This is a genomic window from Pseudomonas taeanensis MS-3, from assembly GCF_000498575.2.
In the GTDB taxonomy this organism is placed as follows: Bacteria; Pseudomonadota; Gammaproteobacteria; order Pseudomonadales; family Pseudomonadaceae; genus Aquipseudomonas; species Aquipseudomonas taeanensis.
Map to the genome: position 1 here is coordinate 545,525 of NZ_AWSQ01000001.1, position 17,553 is coordinate 563,077.

17 protein-coding genes are annotated in these 17,553 nt (G+C 61.6%); 10 read left to right on the forward strand and 7 right to left on the reverse strand.

Annotated elements, in window-relative coordinates; translation table 11 throughout:
- Positions 1-161: 161 nt before the first annotated feature.
- Positions 162-2,999 carry a DNA polymerase I gene (polA, locus tag TMS3_RS02290; RefSeq protein ID WP_025163625.1) on the reverse strand — a complete coding sequence of 946 codons (2,838 nt, stop codon included), beginning with the start codon at positions 2,997-2,999 and terminating at the stop codon, positions 162-164.
- Positions 3,000-3,073: 74 nt separating this feature from the next.
- Between polA and TMS3_RS02295 the strand changes: the two genes are divergently transcribed.
- The 3 genes from TMS3_RS02295 to TMS3_RS02305 all read left to right on the forward strand — a co-directional run bounded on the left by TMS3_RS02295 (position 3,074) and on the right by TMS3_RS02305 (position 5,209).
- Complete coding sequence (locus TMS3_RS02295) at positions 3,074-3,358, forward strand: DUF2782 domain-containing protein (protein ID WP_025163626.1); 285 nt, start codon at positions 3,074-3,076, stop codon at positions 3,356-3,358.
- 12 nt (positions 3,359-3,370) lie between these two features.
- The gene (locus TMS3_RS02300) at positions 3,371-4,321 is read left to right on the forward strand and encodes a homoserine kinase (RefSeq protein WP_025163627.1); all 951 of its coding nucleotides are present in this window, start codon (positions 3,371-3,373) and stop codon (positions 4,319-4,321) included.
- A 330-nt stretch (positions 4,322-4,651) separates the two neighbouring features.
- Entirely contained in the window at positions 4,652-5,209 is a 558-nt protein-coding gene (locus TMS3_RS02305; protein WP_025163628.1) for a hypothetical protein, read from the forward strand.
- 57 nt (positions 5,210-5,266) lie between these two features.
- On the opposite strand, the gene TMS3_RS02310 is transcribed toward TMS3_RS02305, so the two are convergent.
- The 6 genes from TMS3_RS02310 to znuA all read right to left on the reverse strand — a co-directional run bounded on the left by TMS3_RS02310 (position 5,267) and on the right by znuA (position 11,728).
- The gene (locus TMS3_RS02310; protein WP_025163629.1) at positions 5,267-5,587 is read right to left on the reverse strand and encodes a cytochrome C oxidase subunit IV family protein; all 321 of its coding nucleotides are present in this window, start codon (positions 5,585-5,587) and stop codon (positions 5,267-5,269) included.
- Between the two features lie 21 nt (positions 5,588-5,608).
- Positions 5,609-6,337: a heme-copper oxidase subunit III family protein gene (locus TMS3_RS02315; RefSeq protein WP_025163630.1), complete on the reverse strand. Its 729-nt coding sequence runs from the start codon at positions 6,335-6,337 to the stop codon at positions 5,609-5,611.
- A gap of 3 nt (positions 6,338-6,340) precedes the next feature.
- The gene (locus TMS3_RS02320) at positions 6,341-7,033 is read right to left on the reverse strand and encodes a cytochrome c oxidase subunit 3 (protein WP_025163631.1); all 693 of its coding nucleotides are present in this window, start codon (positions 7,031-7,033) and stop codon (positions 6,341-6,343) included.
- Positions 7,030-8,802 (reverse strand): cytochrome c oxidase subunit I, encoded by a 1,773-nt coding sequence (gene ctaD / locus TMS3_RS02325; RefSeq protein ID WP_025163632.1) that lies wholly within the window; start codon positions 8,800-8,802, stop codon positions 7,030-7,032. The genes TMS3_RS02320 and ctaD overlap by 4 nt, the downstream gene beginning before the upstream one ends.
- 41 nt (positions 8,803-8,843) lie before the next feature.
- On the reverse strand, positions 8,844-10,313 hold the full coding sequence (locus TMS3_RS02330; RefSeq protein ID WP_025163633.1) for a cytochrome c oxidase subunit II: 1,470 nt from the start codon (positions 10,311-10,313) through the stop codon (positions 8,844-8,846).
- A 461-nt stretch (positions 10,314-10,774) separates the two neighbouring features.
- Positions 10,775-11,728 (reverse strand): zinc ABC transporter substrate-binding protein ZnuA, encoded by a 954-nt coding sequence (gene znuA / locus TMS3_RS02335; protein WP_025163634.1) that lies wholly within the window; start codon positions 11,726-11,728, stop codon positions 10,775-10,777.
- A 66-nt stretch (positions 11,729-11,794) separates the two neighbouring features.
- Between znuA and zur the strand changes: the two genes are divergently transcribed.
- The 7 genes from zur (at position 11,795) to TMS3_RS02370 (ending at position 17,552) form a co-directional block, all read left to right on the forward strand.
- Positions 11,795-12,280 carry a zinc uptake transcriptional repressor Zur gene (zur, locus tag TMS3_RS02340; protein ID WP_025163635.1) on the forward strand — a complete coding sequence of 162 codons (486 nt, stop codon included), beginning with the start codon at positions 11,795-11,797 and terminating at the stop codon, positions 12,278-12,280.
- Entirely contained in the window at positions 12,277-13,050 is a 774-nt protein-coding gene (gene znuC, locus TMS3_RS02345; RefSeq protein ID WP_025163636.1) for a zinc ABC transporter ATP-binding protein ZnuC, read from the forward strand. The genes zur and znuC overlap by 4 nt, the downstream gene beginning before the upstream one ends.
- Positions 13,043-13,831: a zinc ABC transporter permease subunit ZnuB gene (znuB, locus tag TMS3_RS02350; RefSeq protein WP_025163637.1), complete on the forward strand. Its 789-nt coding sequence runs from the start codon at positions 13,043-13,045 to the stop codon at positions 13,829-13,831. The genes znuC and znuB overlap by 8 nt, the downstream gene beginning before the upstream one ends.
- Before the next feature lie 85 nt (positions 13,832-13,916).
- On the forward strand, positions 13,917-14,750 hold the full coding sequence (locus tag TMS3_RS02355; RefSeq protein WP_025163638.1) for a PA5502 family lipoprotein: 834 nt from the start codon (positions 13,917-13,919) through the stop codon (positions 14,748-14,750).
- A 204-nt stretch (positions 14,751-14,954) separates the two neighbouring features.
- The gene (locus tag TMS3_RS02360; RefSeq protein WP_025163639.1) at positions 14,955-15,962 is read left to right on the forward strand and encodes a methionine ABC transporter ATP-binding protein; all 1,008 of its coding nucleotides are present in this window, start codon (positions 14,955-14,957) and stop codon (positions 15,960-15,962) included.
- The gene (locus TMS3_RS02365) at positions 15,962-16,639 is read left to right on the forward strand and encodes a methionine ABC transporter permease (protein WP_025163640.1); all 678 of its coding nucleotides are present in this window, start codon (positions 15,962-15,964) and stop codon (positions 16,637-16,639) included. The genes TMS3_RS02360 and TMS3_RS02365 overlap by 1 nt, the downstream gene beginning before the upstream one ends.
- Before the next feature lie 142 nt (positions 16,640-16,781).
- On the forward strand, positions 16,782-17,552 hold the full coding sequence (locus tag TMS3_RS02370) for a MetQ/NlpA family ABC transporter substrate-binding protein (protein ID WP_025163641.1): 771 nt from the start codon (positions 16,782-16,784) through the stop codon (positions 17,550-17,552).
- The last annotated feature ends 1 nt before the right edge of the window (position 17,553 follow it).

Here is a 17,553-nt window from a genome sequence, read left to right on the forward strand (position 1 = left end):
GGGCTTTCTCAGCCATTCACAAACTCTGACCGTCGGCACAAACGCAAAGTTCAGCCCGTTTTTAGACTCATTTCGTCATAACCCCATGCTACTTGATGCATTAGTGATGTAAGGCGCCTCCGAGTGACGCTCCAGCCGGCGATGCATGCGCGCGGGCCCACTCAATGCGCCTCGTCCCAGTTATCACCGACCCCCACTTCGACCAGCAACGGCACGGCCAGTTCGGCGGCGCTGCCCATCAGCGGCTTGATCTGTTCGCGCACCTGCTCGACCAGGTCCTCACGCACCTCCAGCACCAGTTCGTCGTGCACCTGAAGTATCACCTTGGCATCCAGCCCTGACTCGCTCAGCCACGCATCCACCGCGATCATGGCGCGCTTGATGATGTCCGCCGCGGTGCCCTGCATCGGCGCGTTGATCGCCGTACGCTCGGCGCCCTTGCGCAGGCCCTGATTCTTCGCGTTGATGTCCGGCAGGTACAGGCGACGACCGAACAGGGTTTCCACATAACCCTGTTGCGCGGCCTGCTCGCGGGTCCGTTCCATATAGGCGAGCACGCCTGGATAACGGGCGAAGTAGCGGTCGATATAGGCCTGCGACTGCTTGCGGTCGACACCGATCTGCTTGGCCAGGCCAAACGCACTCATGCCATAGATCAGGCCGAAGTTGATCGCCTTGGCGCTGCGCCGCTGATCCGTAGTCACCTCATCCAGGGTCACGCCAAAGACCTCGGCAGCCGTGGCGCGATGCACGTCGAGGTCGTGGCGGAAGGCATCGAGCAAGCCCGGATCCTGCGCCAGGTGAGCCATGATCCGCAGCTCGATTTGCGAGTAGTCCGCCGCCAGCAGCTTGTAACCTTTCGGCGCGACGAAGGCCTGACGAATGCGCCGTCCCTCGGCGCTGCGGATCGGAATATTCTGCAAGTTCGGGTCGCTGGACGACAGCCGCCCGGTGGCGGCCACCGCCTGGTGGTAGGACGTATGGATGCGCCCGGTGCGCGGGTTGATCTGTTCCGGCAGGCGGTCGGTGTAGGTACTCTTCAGCTTGCTCAGGCTGCGGTATTGCATCAGCACCTTGGGCAACTCGAAGTCCTGCTCGGCCAGTTCGGCGAGCACCGCCTCGGCGGTGGAGGGCTGACCCTTGGCGGTCTTGCTGATGATCGGCAGGCCGAGTTTTTCATACAGAATCACCCCGAGCTGCTTGGGCGACGCCAGGTTGAACTCTTCACCGGCGATGGCGAAGGCCTGGCGTTCCAGCGCCACCAGTTTTTCGCCCAACTCGTTGCTTTGTAACCCCAGCAGGTTGGCATCCACCAGCGCGCCCTGGCGCTCGATCCGCGCCAACACCGGCACCAACGGCATCTCGATCTCGCGCAGCACCTGGCTCAGACTAGGCTCGGCATCGAGCTTGGCCCACAAGTGCTGGTGCAGACGCAGGGTCACATCGGCATCTTCCGCGGCATAAGGCGCAGCTTGGGCCAGATCGATCTGGTCGAAGGTCAGCTGCTTGGCGCCCTTGCCGGCGATGTCCTCGAAACGAATGGTGCTGTGGTCCAGGTACTTGAGCGCCAGGCTGTCCATGTCGTGACGGGTCGCCGTGGAGTCCAGCACATAGGATTCGAGCATGGTGTCGAACGCTACACCCTGCACCTGAATCGGCGTCGAGGCATTGGCGAGGATGTTGATGTCGTACTTGGCGTGCTGGCCGACCTTGGCCTTGTTCGGGTCTTCGAGGATCGGCTTGAGCGCCTTGAGCACCGCATCGCGGTCCAGCTGGTTCGACACCCCCATATAAGAGTGGGCAACGGGGATATACGCCGCTTCACCGGCCTTGACTGCAAACGACAGACCGACCAGTTGCGCCTGCTGAGCATCCAGGCCGGTGGTCTCGGTGTCGAAGGCAATCAGTTCGGCGTTCTTCAGCTTTTCCAGCCAGGTGTCGAACTGCGCCTGTTCAAGAATGCACTGGTAATCGCCCTGAGTCGTTGCAACTGCAGCCTCGGCCACTGCTCCACTCGCAGCCTGCCCAACCGGAGCGTCTTCGGCCGCGGCTGTGGCGCTTGGCTGCAACGCGAACAGATCAGCATCGGCCACTGCGGGTACAGGGTTGGCGGCTGCCGGGGTTTTGCGCAGCAACTCATCACGCCAGCTTTTGAACTCCAGCTCGGCATACAGCTCAAGCAGCGCTGGCATGTCCATCGCCCCGGGATGCAGCGACTCGATCTCGATATTCAGAGGCACATCCAGCTTGATGGTCGCCAGTGCATAGGACAGGTAGGCCATCTCGCGGTGTTCCTCGAGCTTGGCCGCCAGGGTTTTCGCCCCGCGGATCGGCAGAGCCGGCACCTTGTCAAGGTTGGCGTAGATCACATCGAGCCCGCCGCCGACGCCCACCAGCAACCCCAGCGCGGTCTTTTCGCCGACGCCCGGGACCCCCGGAATGTTATCGACCTTGTCGCCCATCAGCGCCAGGTAATCAATGATCAGCTCGGGACCGACACCGAATTTCGCTTTCACGCCATCGATGTCGTAGACGCTACCGGTCATGGTGTTGACCAAGGTAACGTGCGGACAAACCAGCTGCGCCATGTCCTTGTCACCGGTGGAAATCACCACGTCGCGACCTTCGCCAGCGCATTGCCGGGCCAGCGTGCCGATGACGTCATCGGCCTCCACGCCTTCCACGCAGAGCAGCGGAAAGCCCTGGGCGCGCACACTGGCGTGCAGCGGCTCGACTTGTACGCGCAAGTCGTCGGGCATCGACGGCCGGTTGGCCTTGTATTCGGCGAACATCTCGTCGCGGAAGGTGCCGCCCTTGGCATCGAACACCACCGCGAAGGGGCTGTCCGGATACTGCTTGCGCAGGCTCTTGAGCATGTTCAGCACGCCCTTCACCGCCCCGGTGGGCAGGCCCTTGGACGTGGTTAGCGGGGGCAGGGCATGAAAGGCGCGGTACAGGTACGAGGAACCATCTACCAGGACAAGAGGGGTGTGTGACATGAGCGGGATCAACCTTTTCGACGGGGTCGGCGCTAGAATGAGCGGAACATTGACGACAAAGGGACAAGGTTACCATGCGCACACTCAATAGCCTGTTGCTGGCCAGCCTGCTGGCATTAAGCTCGGTCGCGGCGCTGGCCGAGGACCCGGTGTCCGCCGAGCCGGACGTAACCATCCGCCAGGAAGGCGACCGCACCGTTCAGGAGTACCGGGTGAATGGCTTCCTGTATGCGATAAAGGTCACGCCGAAGAACGGCAAGCCCTATTTCCTGGTGCGCGCAGACGGTAGCGACGGCAACTTCATTCGTTCGGACAGCCCGGATATGCTCATTCCGGCCTGGGAAATTTTTAGCTGGTAAGGCGGTTCAGATATGTCGGTTTTCACCCCCCTGGAGCATCACGAGCTCGAAGCATTTCTCGCCCCCTACCAGCTGGGTCGCCTGCGCGACTTCCAGGGCATCGCAGCTGGTAGCGAGAACAGCAATTTCTTCGTCAGCCTGGAGCAGGGCGAATTCGTCCTGACCCTGATTGAGCGCGGCCCGAGCGCCGATCTGCCGTTCTTTATCGAACTGCTCGATGTGCTCCACGAGGCCGGCTTACCGGTGCCCTATGCACTGCGCACCCAAGATGGCGAGGCACTGCGCAGCCTGGCGGAGAAACCGGCGTTGCTCCAGCCGCGCCTGGACGGCAAGCACGTCAGCCAAGCCAACCCGCACCACTGCCAGGAAGTCGGCACGCTGCTCGCGCGGATTCACCTGGCCACGCGCGAGCATGTGCTGGAACGCAAGAGCGATCGGGGCCTGGATTGGATGCTGGAGGAGGGCCCGAGCCTGGCCCTGAAACTGCCGGAGGCGCAGTTGCCGCTGCTACGTGATGCGCTGGCGGAAATCCACGGACTGAAGCCGCGCATCCTCGCACTGCCACGCGCCAACCTGCATGCCGACCTGTTTCGCGACAACGTGCTGTTCGATGGCAATCATCTGGCCGGCGTCATCGATTTCTACAACGCCTGCTCTGGACCGATGCTCTACGACCTGGCGATCGCCCTGAACGACTGGTGTTCGCATGCCGACGGCCAGCTCGACTACCCGCGCGCCCGCGCCATGCTCGGCGCCTATGCCGCCCTGCGCCCGTTTAACGCCGCCGAAGCCGAGCTGTGGCCGACCATGCTGCGCCTGGCCTGTGTGCGCTTCTGGCTGTCGCGACTGATCGCCGTCGAGTCCTTCGCCGGACAGGATGTGCTGATTCACGATCCCGACGAGTTCCAGCGGCGCCTGGCCCAGCGCCAGCAGGTCAGTTTGGCGTTGCCGCTCGCACTCTAGCGGGCCTGCAGAGGCTTTGGCCGAGGCCTGACAATCAGACTCGGTCAAAGATGTAGCAAGTAGATAGTTCTTGACCGCTACCTCATGAGACCTGGCCCTGTAGCGCAATAAAACGCCTCCAGCTGTGGCCATCAGGAGCCGACATTTACCCCTCAAGCCTTGACCGATAATGTCCGGAATGATAGGCAAAGTTCCTGGGGTGCTATACTGATTTCCGATTGCAAGCGATTGAGTACAACGTTCTCCACGGGCGCAGTTAGCAACTGCAAATCTCAGATAACAGCTGTAGGGCGGAGGGGGCCTGCAGCGCTACGAGGTGGGAGGTGTGTCATGAATCGACACTATTACATTAGTGACGATCTGGACGATCTTGAAACCGTTGAAACTGAACTGGAAGCCAACGGCATCAGTACCGAACAAATCCATGTGCTCAGTGAAAAGGATGCGGATGTAGAGCAGCATCATCATCTCCATGACGTACCCTCGTTCATGAAACAAGATGTCGTCCACTCGGGCGAGATTGGCGCCCTGGTTGGCGTGGTGCTCGCGGCGCTGGTTCTGGGCGTTGCTTATTTGCTGGGATGGACCGAATCAGCCGCAGGCTGGACGCCTTTCATTTTTCTGGCCATTGTCGTGCTGGGCTTTAGCATCTGGGAAGGTGGCTTCTTTGGTATCCAGGTGCCGAATGCGCACTTCCGCAACTTCGGGCAGAAGCTAAAAGAAGGCAAGCATGTCTTCTTTGTGGATGTTGAGCCGGACCAGGAGTCGGTTCTGAGCCAGGTTATCGGCCACCATCCAACACTTCAAGATGCCGGCACCGGAGCAGCAGCGCCCCACTGGATAGTGGCGTGGATGCATAAGTGGCATCAGTTCAAACGAACCATATAAGGCTACTACTGCCATCGGGCGGCACACTGCACCGCGGACGCTAAAGCCCGTCCGCGGCTAGCCTTGGCCAAAAAACACTAATCGGCTGAGAAAAATGTAATCCGCCTCGGCCGCCATCAACCCGATCAGTACCAGCAAACACAACGGCGGCACTAATATGGCGTAGACCATTGCCAGCCGCTCCCAGGCCATGTGCATGAAAATGGCGACGATCAGTCCCGCCTTCAGGATCATGAACAACAAGATCAGCGACCATCTGAGGTAACCGACGAAGTGGAAGTAGTCGACCAGGTACGACAACGTGCTGAGGACGAATAACAGCCCCCATATCTTCAAGTACAGGCTGATCGGATGTTGCTGACCCTGAGCATGTTCCATAGCCAGTACTCCTCTGCAGCGTTACCACAGGTAGAAAAACGCAAAAATAAACACCCACACCAAGTCGACGAAGTGCCAGTACAGCCCGGCGATCTCGACGTTTTGATAGTTTCCGGAACGCTCATAATCCCCGCGCAAGACTTTGAGCGCGACAATACTCAGGTAGAGCACGCCAATTGACACGTGCAGCCCGTGGAAACCGGTGATCATGAAGAAGCTCGCACCAAACTGTGCGGCGCCCATGGGATTGCCCCAGGGCCGTACGCCTTCGGCGATCAGCTTGCTCCACTCGAAGGCCTGCATGCCGACGAAGGCCAGGCCAAAGGCGGCGGTCGCCAGCATCAACACCGCGGTTTTACGCCGGTCGCGGCGATAGGCAAAGTTGACCGCCATGGCCATGGTGCCGCTGCTGCTGATCAGCACAAAGGTCATGATGGCAATCAGAATCAGCGGGATCTCCTGACCTGCGATGGTCAAGGCAAACACTTCGCTGGAGTTGGGCCAGGCCGCGGTGGTGGTCATGCGCACCGACATATAGCCGGTGAGAAAGCAGGTAAAGACAAAGGTATCGCTGAGCAGGAAGATCCACATCATCGCCTTGCCCCAGGGCACCTGCTTGAAGGCGTCCTTATCCGAGGACCAGTCGCGGGCGATACCCGGCCATCCCGCCGTAGGCGGCTCGGACGGGTTGGCCGGATTGGTCGGGTAAGTGCTACTGCTTCCCTCTGGGGCTTCGGGATGGGCTGCCATGGTTCACCTCAGGCCGCAGAGTGCGGCGATGGCGGCATAGGTTTCCGGTGTGCTGGTGAGCAGCGCGAATAGCAAGAGCCACAGCCCCAGCAGGTAGTGCCAATAGATGGTGCAGAGCTCTACGCTCGCACCGAGCTGCACCAAGGGCACCTGGCGCCTGAACTTGATGGCGGTTCTGCTCCAGGCCACCAGACCACCCAGCAGATGCAGACCATGCAGCCCGGTCAACAGGAAGAAGAAGCTGCTGGCCGGGTTGCTCGACACGCCATAGCCCCAGGCGACAAACTGTTGCCAGACCCACAGCTGGCCCAACACAAAGGCCAGCGCGAATACCCCTCCCAGGGCAAAGCCGATCTGTGTTGCGCCGAGCAGACCGCGTCGGGCGGCCATGCGCGCCCACTGCAGAGCAATGCTGCCGAGCACCAGCCAAAGCGTATTCAGCCAGAGCTGCCAGGGGCTGGCTAACGGCGCCAAAGGCTCTGTCAAAGGTTGCCAGTCGGCGACTTGCGAGCGGATGAGGAAAGCGACCAGGAACAGAAAGAACAGCGAACTGACGACCAACAGAAACACCCGCAGGCCCACGCGCGCGGTGCGCGCCCTGGCGGCCAGCTCGGCGGGAGGAATCGAATTAGCCCCATCACTCCAGCCGTTGCCAGGCTCGAAACTGTCGGCGCCCTTCATTAGCAATCGGCTCATGATGGCCCCCCAACCTTGCTTGCGCTCGCGCGTTGCCGCAGCTGTTCCAGCTCCTCATCGGAGACCGTCTGCGGCACGAAGTCCTGCTCGATGCCCGGCACACTGTAGTCGTAGGCCCAGCGATGCACGACCGGCAGCTTCGCCCCCCAATTGCCGTGGTGCGGCGGCGTATTCGGCGTCTGCCACTCCAGACTGACGCCACCCCAAGGATTGCCGCCTGCGGGCTTACCGTTAACGGCACTCCAGAACAAATTGAACAGGAACAACAACTGAGAGACACCAACTGTCAGCGCGGCCACGGTGATAAAGGCATTCAGGTCCTGTGCGGACTGTGGAATGAAATCGTAGTTTTCATAGGCATAGTAGCGCCGCGGCATACCCAGGAAGCCCAGGTAATGCATGGGAAAGTAGATGGCGTAAGTGCCGAGGAAAGTGATCCAGAAATGCAGCTTGCCGAGGCGGTCATTCATCATCCGCCCGGTGATCTTCGGGTACCAATGGTAGATGGCGCCGAACACCACCAAAATCGGCGCCACGCCCATGACCATATGAAAATGCGCCACGACAAAGTAGGTGTCCGATAGGGGGATATCCACGATCACGTTGCCGAGAAACAGCCCGGTCAGGCCACCGACTAGAAACGTGACGATAAAGGCCAGGGCAAACAGCATGGGTACGGTCAAATGGATATCGCCGCGCCACAGGGTCAGCACCCAGTTGTAGACTTTCAAGGCGGTCGGCACCGCGATGATCAGGGTGGTGGTGGCGAAGAAGAAGCCGAAGTAGGGGTTCATCCCGCTGACATACATGTGGTGCGCCCAGACCACGAAACTGAGCACGCCGATCGCAACGATGGCCCAGACCATCATCCGGTAACCGAAGATATTCTTGCGCGCATGGGTGCTGATCAGGTCGGAGACCAGGCCGAATGCGGGGAGCGCAACGATATAGACCTCCGGGTGGCCGAAGAACCAGAACAGGTGCTGGAACAGGATCGGGCTACCGCCTTGGTGATCGAGCTGCTGGCCGAGGGAAATGATGGCCGGCATGAAGAAGCTGGTACCCAGCAGCTTGTCGAACAGCATCATCACCGCACTGACGAACAAGGCCGGGAAGGCCAGCAAGGCCAGGATCGAAGCCATGAAGATGCCCCACACCGACAGCGGCATGCGCATCAGGGTCATGCCATGGGTGCGCGCCTGCAGCACCGTGGTCACGTAGTTCAGGCCACCCATGGTGGCGGCGACGATAAAGATCGCCAGCGACACCAGCATCAGCACGATGCCCCATTCGGTGCCCGGCGATCCCGGGGTGATGGATTGTGGCGGATAAAGTGTCCAGCCTGCCCCGGTAGGGCCGCCGGGGACGAAGAAGCTGGCCAGCAACACAATCACCGAGAGCAGGTAGAACCAGTAGCTGAGCATGTTGACGTAGGGGAACACCATGTCGCGGGCGCCCACCATCAAGGGGATCAGATAATTACCGAAGCCGCCGAGAAACAGGGCCGTCAGGAGATAGATGACCATGATCATGCCGTGCATGGTCATCGCCTGGTAATAGGTGCTGGCATCCATGAATGCCAAGCTTCCCGGAAAGCCCAGCTGCATGCGCATCAGACCGGACAGCACCAAGGCGATCAGGCCGACGAAGATGGCCGTCAAGGAGTACTGAATGGCAATCACCTTGTGGTCCTGACTCCAGATGTATTTGGTCAGGAAGCTATTCGGCTCATGAAGCAGTTCTGCTTCCGCTTGTTCCGCATAGGCCATCGGGTAGTCCTCCAGGCACGTGCCGGGGTACTTAACGCGACTTACTGCAACCCGCCCGGTTTAGGTAAGGCTGCCTCGGTATTGGCGCTCGCTTTGGACTGGATGAAAGCAATCAGCGCCTCCAGTTCCTCATCACTCAAGGCAAAAGCCGGCATCATGGCGGCATAGCCCTTGACGATCTGGGCATTCGGCTCGAGCACGGACTGCTTGAGATAGCTCGCGTCGACGGCCACCTGCGAGCCGTCCGCAAGCACCTCCGTCTTGCCATACAACCCCAGCCAACCGGGGCCGACGCTCGGGCTGCCATCGACACTGTGGCAGGCCAGGCAGCCCAGTGACTCGGCCAGAGAACGGCCCTGTTCGACCAGACCGCTTCCCTGGCCCGAGGCGGAAGTCTCATCATCCGGCGCCAGACTGCTCAGTGACTTGATCAGGGCCACCAGGGCATCCAGTTCATCGTCGTTGAAAGTATAGGGCACCATCACCGGCGGGTAGCCTTGAACCAGTCGGGCTTTCGGCTCAAGGATGGATTCCTTCAGGTAGGCCTCATCGACCTGCACACTGCTGCCATCGGCCAGCTGCTCCGTGCGCCCGTACAAATCCTTCCACCCCGGCCCCAGGCTGGCGCTGCCATCCTGGCTGTGACAGGCCGTGCAGCCCGAGTTTTCGGCCAACAATCGACCTTGCTCCAGCAGCGCGTCGCGACCGGGCTTGGTCGCGGTGGCCAATGTATTGGCAAAGGTGGGTTGGCCACTCAACCATTGCTGGAAAGCTGCGGGCTCCTCGACGGTCATAAAGCCGCGCATATTGTAGTGCCCCACCCCACAATACTCGGCGCACAGCACTTCATACTTACCAACCTGAGTTGGCGTAAACCAGAAATGGGTCACCATACCGGGGACCATATCCATCTTGCTGCGGATTTGCGGGATATAGAAGTTGTGCAAAACATCCTTGGAGCGCAGTAATACTTTTACCGGTTGCCCGAGCGGGAGGTGCACTTCATTGCTCTTTATCAATACATCGTCCTGCCCCTGCGGATCATTGCGATCAAGGCCTAACGGATTAATTGAGTCGATAAACTTAACGTCCGATTTGCCGAGTTTTCCGTCCTGCCCAGGGAAACGAAAAGTCCATTGCCATTGTTGCGCCACGACCTCAAGTTCATGGGCGTCCTGCGGCACCCGCACGAAATCGTCGTAAACCACCAAACCCGGGGCCAGCATGCCGACAATCCCCAGCGTGGTCACCACAATCAGCCAGCCTTCCAGCTTCTTATTTTCCGGCTGGTAGTCTGCCCGTCGCCCCGCCTTATGCCGGTAACGGATCACGGCCACCGCCATGAATAAAGTAACCGCGATGAAAAAAATCCCGGTAATAACCAAGGTAATAAACAGCGTGGTATCTATCGAGCCCCAGTTGGACGCGGCCGGGGTCAGCTCCCACGGACTCAACACGTGGAACAGCACCGACGCAACAACGATTAGAATCAGGACAATTGCTATCGCCATCGCTTCTTATCCTATTCCTGCCATTCATTGGCCATGCACAGGCATTACCGTTAAACAGCGGCGTCAGATGATATTTATCCGCCCCGAAGCGGGGCGAACCCACACTAAATAACTTATGATCTAGCCACCCCGCAGTATAGTGCACAGAAAGAATAATCAACTTTGCTTAAGAACCAGTCGCCCTGATGCGCCAACTTATAGCCGCCAGTTAATTGTTGCGCGCCGGCCGACGCGCGGGTCAATTTAAGTGCGAAGGACTGAAACTCCGAGACGCGGCGCGGCGATGAGTCTTAACGGGTTATGGCGAGAAATCGAGCGCATCAAGCTGCGCCGGCATCTCTACAAGGCGGTGCCGGCGTCACGAACCGATGCGCGGTTGTCCTGGCGCTGAGAACATGGGCTGCCTAGACCAACTCGGCTGCATTCGCGCCGAACCGCCATGCCTCAGACAGCAGCGCCGCTTACAAGGCCTCCAGGCAGCCGGCCAGAACAGTGGCCAAGTTTTCCAGCAGTGCCTCATAACCCCGCGCATCCACCGGCAAACCGGCGCCCATGGCATCCAGTTCGGCCAGGGTTACTGGCAAGCCGGCAGTCAGCGTCTGCGCCAGGCGCGGGCGCAGCGGCGGCTCACTGAATACGCAGGTCGGCCCAGCCGCTTGCAAACTGGCGCGCATCGCCGCTACATGCCGAGCACCCGGCTGTACCTCGCTGGCCACGCTGAAGACCCCGGCGTGCTTGAGGCCATAGGCCGCCTCGAAGTAGTCGTAGGCTTCGTGAAAGACAAAGTAAGGCTTGCCAGCGAGAGCCGCCAAGCGGCTTTTCAAGCGCTGGTCGAGAGCCGTCAAGCGCTCGGCGAAGGCCGCCAGATTGGCCTGGTAGCGCACAGCATTGGCGGGATCGGCTGACGCCAAGTCGGCGGCCATGCGCGCGGCGATGACCCGGGCATTGGCCGGTAGCAACCACAGGTGGGCATCCAGGGTACCGGGGCGATGATCGTGATCATGCTCATCAAACGACTGATCCGGCTGATGCGAGTCTTCGTCGTGAGCGCCAGCATGTTCATCGTGCTCCTCGCCGAAATGCCGCAGGCTCAGACCAGCAAGCGACTGCATGGCGACACTCGGCTTGTCCCGACTGGCCAGCACGCGCGGCAGAAAACTCTCCAGATCCGCGCCGATCCAATACACCAGGTCCACCTCGCGCACCCGCCGCACATCGGATGGGCGGAGCGCGTAATGATGTGGCGAGGCACCAGGCGGCAGCAGCACCGCGGGCGTGCCGACCCCGTCCTGCACGGCGGCGGCAATCAGTTGCAGGGGTTTGATGCTGGTGAGTACACGCACCTCGGCAGTAGCACCGAGACTAAAAAACTGGGCGACGCACAGCAGGCTGGCAGCAGAAAAAAGACGCAACACGAGAGACACCCGGACAGTAAAGAACAGGTAATATAATAACGTCTCCTTACTCAGCCGTCGCCGCCCATGATCCTCACACCCCTGGCCTCTCGTCCACATGACCATTCCCGCTGCGTCAGCCACGCTCTGGCCGAAGCGGAGAGCATCTGTACGCGCCAAGGCTTGCGCCTGACCACCCTGCGCAAACGGGTGCTGGAATTGGTCTGGCAGGGCCACAAGCCGCTGGGCGCCTATGACATCCTCGCCGTATTGAGCGAGGAAGACGGTCGTCGCGCGGCGCCACCGACGGTCTACCGTGCACTGGATTTCCTTCTGGAAAACGGCCTGGTCCACCGCATTGCCTCGCTCAACGCCTTCGTCGGCTGCAATCAGCCGGAGCTTGCCCACCAGGGCCAGTTCCTGATCTGCCGCCAGTGCCATGCGGCCATCGAGTTGGAGCAAGCGGTGATCAGCGAGGCCATAGTCGCCAGTGCCGCTGCGGTCGGTTTCAGTGTCGAAGGCCAGACCGTTGAAGTCGTCGGCCTGTGCGCCGGCTGCCGGGAGGGCGCATGAGCGATGCACTGATTCGCCTCGACGGCGTGGGCGTCAGTTTTGCAGGGCAAAACGTGCTGCATGACGTGCAATTGAGCGTTAAACCGGGCGAAATCGTCACCCTGATCGGTCCTAACGGCGCCGGCAAGACCACCCTGGTGCGCGCCGTGCTCGGGCTGCTGAAAACCGATGTCGGCCTGGTTTGGCGCAAACCCAAATTGCGCATCGGCTACATGCCGCAGAAGCTGCATGTCGACGCCACCCTGCCACTCAGCGTGCTGCGTTTTCTGCGCCTGGTCCCGGGCGTCGATCGCCGTAGCGCGCAAGCCGCACTGGCCGAGGTGGGTGCCGAACAGGTGATCGACAGCCCCCTGCAGAGCATCTCCGGCGGTGAACTGCAGCGCGTGCTGCTGGCCCGTGCGCTGTTGCGCGAACCCGAATTGCTGGTGCTGGATGAGCCGGTACAGGGTGTCGACGTCGCCGGCCAGGCCGAGCTGTACCGCCTGATCACCCGCCTGCGCGACCGCCATGGCTGCGGCGTACTGATGGTTTCCCACGACCTGCACCTGGTGATGAGCACCACCGACCAGGTGGTCTGCCTCAACCGTCACGTCTGCTGCTCCGGCCATCCCGAGCAGGTCAGCTTCGACCCGGCCTTCGTCGAACTGTTCGGCCAGGACGCCAAGAGCCTGGCGATCTACCACCACCATCACGACCATGACCACGACCTGCACGGCAGCGTGGTGACCGACAAACCGCACGAACATGGGCCCGACTGCAAGCATGCCTGACTTTCTCTTGAACGCCCTGCTCGCCGGTCTGGCCCTGGCACTGGTGGCCGGTCCGCTCGGCTCCTTCGTGGTCTGGCGGCGCATGGCCTACTTCGGTGACACCCTGTCGCATGCCGCCCTGCTCGGCGTGGCGCTCGGCCTGATGCTGGATGTCAGCCCGACGCTGGCGGTGACCGTCGGCTGCGTGCTGCTCGCCGCCTTACTGGTCACCCTGCAAAGCCGCCAGCCGCTGGCCTCCGACACCCTGCTGGGGATTCTCGCCCACAGTACCCTGTCCCTCGGCCTGGTAGTACTGAGCTTTATGCGCGAAGTGCGCATCGACCTGATGGGCTACCTGTTCGGCGACCTGCTCGCCGTCGGCCCCAGCGACCTGGCCTGGATCCTCGCCGGCAGCGCGCTGGTGCTGCTGCTGCTGATGCTGCTCTGGCGCCCCTTGCTGGCGATTACCGTGCATGAAGAACTGGCCAAGGTCGAAGGCCTGCCAGTGGCGGCGATCCGCCTGAGCCTGATGCTATTGATCGCCGTGGTGATCGCCGTGGCAATGAAGATCGTCGGCGTGCTGCTGATCACCTCGCTGCTGATCATTCCCGCCGCCGCCGCCCAGCGCCACGCCCGCACGCCGGAACAGATGGCCTTCGGCGCCAGCCTGCTGGGGATCCTGGCGGTATGCGGCGGCCTCAGCCTGTCCTGGTTTCAGGACACGCCGGCCGGGCCGTCGATCGTGGTCTCCGCCGCCAGCCTGTTTTTACTGAGCTTTGCATGGCCGCGCCGCACGGCCTGAGCACTGGATTGCGCACACGGTTTGGTTGCGATCAGTCGAGCGGTGTAGAATTGCGCGTTTTTTGCTCAATATGAGACTCGCAGGAATGATGTCGTTCGCCACACGTTGCCTATCCATAGTCGCGATTTCACTGCTGGTAGCCGCTTGTCAGAGTGCCCCGCAAGTGGCCAACCTGCCAACCGACGACTTGGTCAGCGCCTTTCGTCAGCTCGAACAGAGCCTGGCCGGCGGCCAGCTGGACGATGCCGAAAGCCAGCTCAACGCCTTGCAACAGCGGGCCTCGGGCGACACCCGCCTGGAGCAGTATCAACGCCAACTGGCGGAAGCCTATCTGCTGCAGGGGCAGCAGGCCCTGCAAAGCGGCGACCTGAACAGCGCCGCCACGGCCCTCAGCCGCGCCCGCAGCTTGATGCCCCAGGCACCCGCCCTGACTACCGGTCTGGACGGCGCCATCGCTCAGGCCCGCGAGACCGAACAGACGACCGCAGCGCAGGCCCGTAAGGCCGCCGATCAGGCCGCCTCCCGTGCCGAGGCCGCGCGACTGGAACAGGCCCGCCAGTTACGCCTGGCCGCCGAGCACCAGGCCGCCGTACTGAAAGCGACTCAGCCGACCAGCGCACCAGCCAAAGCCCGGGCCAAACTGATCGATCCGGCTACGGCCAGCAGCGTGGTACCGCTGCCGATGCTGGACAAACAGGACAACGAGCGCCTGCGCAGCCTGCTCGATACGGTCGCCGAAGACGTAGTGGCGTTCCGCTGCGCGGTGCGCATCGAAGTGCGCCAGGCCAAGGACTTTCCCTGGGTTGCCGCACTGCTGAACGCGCGTATCAAGCGACTCGACCCCAGCTTCAATGCACGCCTGAGCCAGGCGATCAAACCCGGTCAGGTGCCGCAACTGGTACTCACCCCGCATCGATAGGATCAAGCGGCTGCCACCAAGACGAGCGGGGTCACCCGACCGCCTGGCAAAGCGCCGACTCCACAGCGCTGAGCAGCCGCCTGCTAATGCTATTCAGCTATAAACATAGGTCTACAAAGATTTTTGCGACCTAAACAGCGACGGGTAGACTAGCCCGCCTCATATGCCTATCCGGCAGCTCGACGAACCCAAAAGGTTTAACGCGTGATCAATTTTCACCAGGTCCACAAGGCGTATCGCGTCGCGGGCCAAGACATTCCGGCCCTGCAGCCGACCGACCTGCACATCGCCCGGGGCGAGGTGTTCGGCATCATCGGCCACTCCGGTGCCGGCAAGAGCACCCTGCTGCGCCTGATCAATCGCCTGGAAGAGCCGTCCGGCGGACGCATGCAGATCGACGGCGAAGACGTCACCGCCCTGGATGCCAGCGGCCTGCGGCGCTTCCGCCAGCAGGTCGGAATGATCTTCCAGCACTTCAACCTGCTGTCGTCGAAGACCGTCGCCGACAACGTCGCCCTGCCCCTGAAACTGGCCGGCGAACTGTCGCGCCGCGAGCTCGAGCAGCGCGTCGCCGAACTGCTGACCCGCGTCGGCCTCAGCGACCATGCCAACAAGTACCCGGCGCAGTTGTCCGGCGGCCAGAAGCAACGGGTCGGCATCGCCCGTGCCCTGGCCACCCGGCCGAAGATTTTGCTGTGCGACGAAGCCACCAGCGCCCTCGACCCGCAGACCACCGCCTCGGTGCTGCAGTTGCTGGCCGAGATCAACCGCGAGCTGAACCTGACCATAGTGCTGATCACCCACGAGATGGACGTGATCCGCCGGGTCTGTGACCGCGTGGCGGTAATGGACGCCGGGGTGATAGTCGAACAGGGCACGGTGGCCGAGGTGTTCCTGCATCCACAGCATGCGACCACCAAGCGCTTCGTGCTGGAAGCCGAGCAGATCGACGAGAATGAACTGCACGACGACTTCGCCCATGTGCAGGGACGCATCCTGCGCCTGACCTTCCAGGGCGAGGCGACCTACGCGCCACTGCTCGGCACCGTCGCCCGGGAGACCGGGGTGGATTACAGCATCCTCGCCGGGCGCATCGACCGGATCAAGGACACCCCTTACGGCCAGCTGACCCTGGCCCTGAGCGGCGGCGATCTTGACGCCGCACTGGCGCGCTTCGAGGCCGCCGACGTCCACCTGGAGGTGCTGCGCTAATGGAAACGCTATTGGCCAACTTACTGCCGAATGTCGACTGGCCGGAAATCTGGCAGGCCAGCCTGGATACTCTGAGCATGCTCGGCGGCTCGCTGCTGTTCACCGTGCTGCTCGGCCTGCCGCTTGGCGTGCTGCTGTTTCTCACCGGCCCCCGGCAGATGTTCGAGCAGAAGGGCTTTTATGCCCTGCTGTCGCTGCTGGTCAACGTGCTGCGCTCGGTGCCCTTCGTAATTCTGCTGATCGTGATGATTCCCTTCACCGTGATCATCACCGGCACCTCGCTGGGCGTGGCTGGTGCCATTCCACCGTTGGTGGTCGGCGCCACGCCGTTCTTCGCACGACTGGTGGAGACCGCGCTGCGCGAGGTCGACCGCGGCATCATCGAGGCGACTCAGGCGATGGGCGCCAGCACCCGGCAGATCATCACCAACGCCTTGCTGCCCGAAGCCCTGCCGGGGATCTTCGCCGCCGTGACCGTGACCGCCATCACCCTGGTGTCCTACACCGCCATGTCCGGCCTGATCGGCGGCGGCGGCCTCGGCGACCTGGCCGTACGTTATGGCTACCAGCGCTACCAACCGGACGTGATGGTGGTCACCGTGGTGCTGTTGCTGGTGCTGGTACAGGTACTGCAAAGCGTCGGCGACAAGCTGGTGGTGCATTTTTCACGCAAATAAACGGCTTTGTAGCAGCCCACTTGCTGGCGATTGCGTTCAGCGCCGATCGCCAACCAGCGGGCTTCTACTATTTCGCATAATCCGCGGCTAACCGCCGAACCCCGTTCATACCCCACAACTTTTATCCCACAGGGAGTCGATCATGAAAAAATTGCTCGCGGCCTTCGCCGCTCTCACCGCGCTTTCCGCCCAGGCAGATAGCCTCAACGTCGCGGCCACCGCCGTGCCTCACGCCGAAATCCTCGAGTTCGTGAAACCGGCGCTAGCCAAAGAAGGCGTCGAGCTGAACGTCAAAGTCTTCACCGACTACGTGCAACCGAACGTGCAGGTGGCGGAGAAGCGCCTGGACGCCAACTTCTTCCAGCATCAACCGTACCTAGACGAGTTCAACTCCAGCCGTGGTACCCAGTTGGTCAGCGTGGCCGGCGTACACGTCGAGCCGTTTGGCGCCTACTCGAGCAAGGTCAAGACCCTGGCCGAACTGCCGCAAGGTGCCAACGTGGTCATCCCCAACGATGCCACCAACGGCGGCCGCGCCCTGCTGTTGCTGCAGAAAGCCGGGCTGATCACGCTCAAGGACGACGCCGGGATCACCGCCACCGCCAGGGACATCGCCGAGAACCCGAAAAGCATCAAGATCCGCGAACTGGAAGCGGCAACGCTGGCTCGCGTGCTGACCCAGGTCGACCTGGCGCTGATCAACACCAACTACGCCCTGGAAGCCAAGCTCAACCCGACCCAGGATGCGCTGATCATCGAAGGCAACGACTCGCCTTACGTCAACATCCTGGTCGCCCGTCCCGACAACAAGGACAGCGCCGCCATGCAGAAACTCGCCAAGGCGCTGAACAGTGCCGAGGTGAAGGCGTTTATCCAAGAGAAGTACCAGGGCGCCGTGGTTCCGGCGTTCTAAG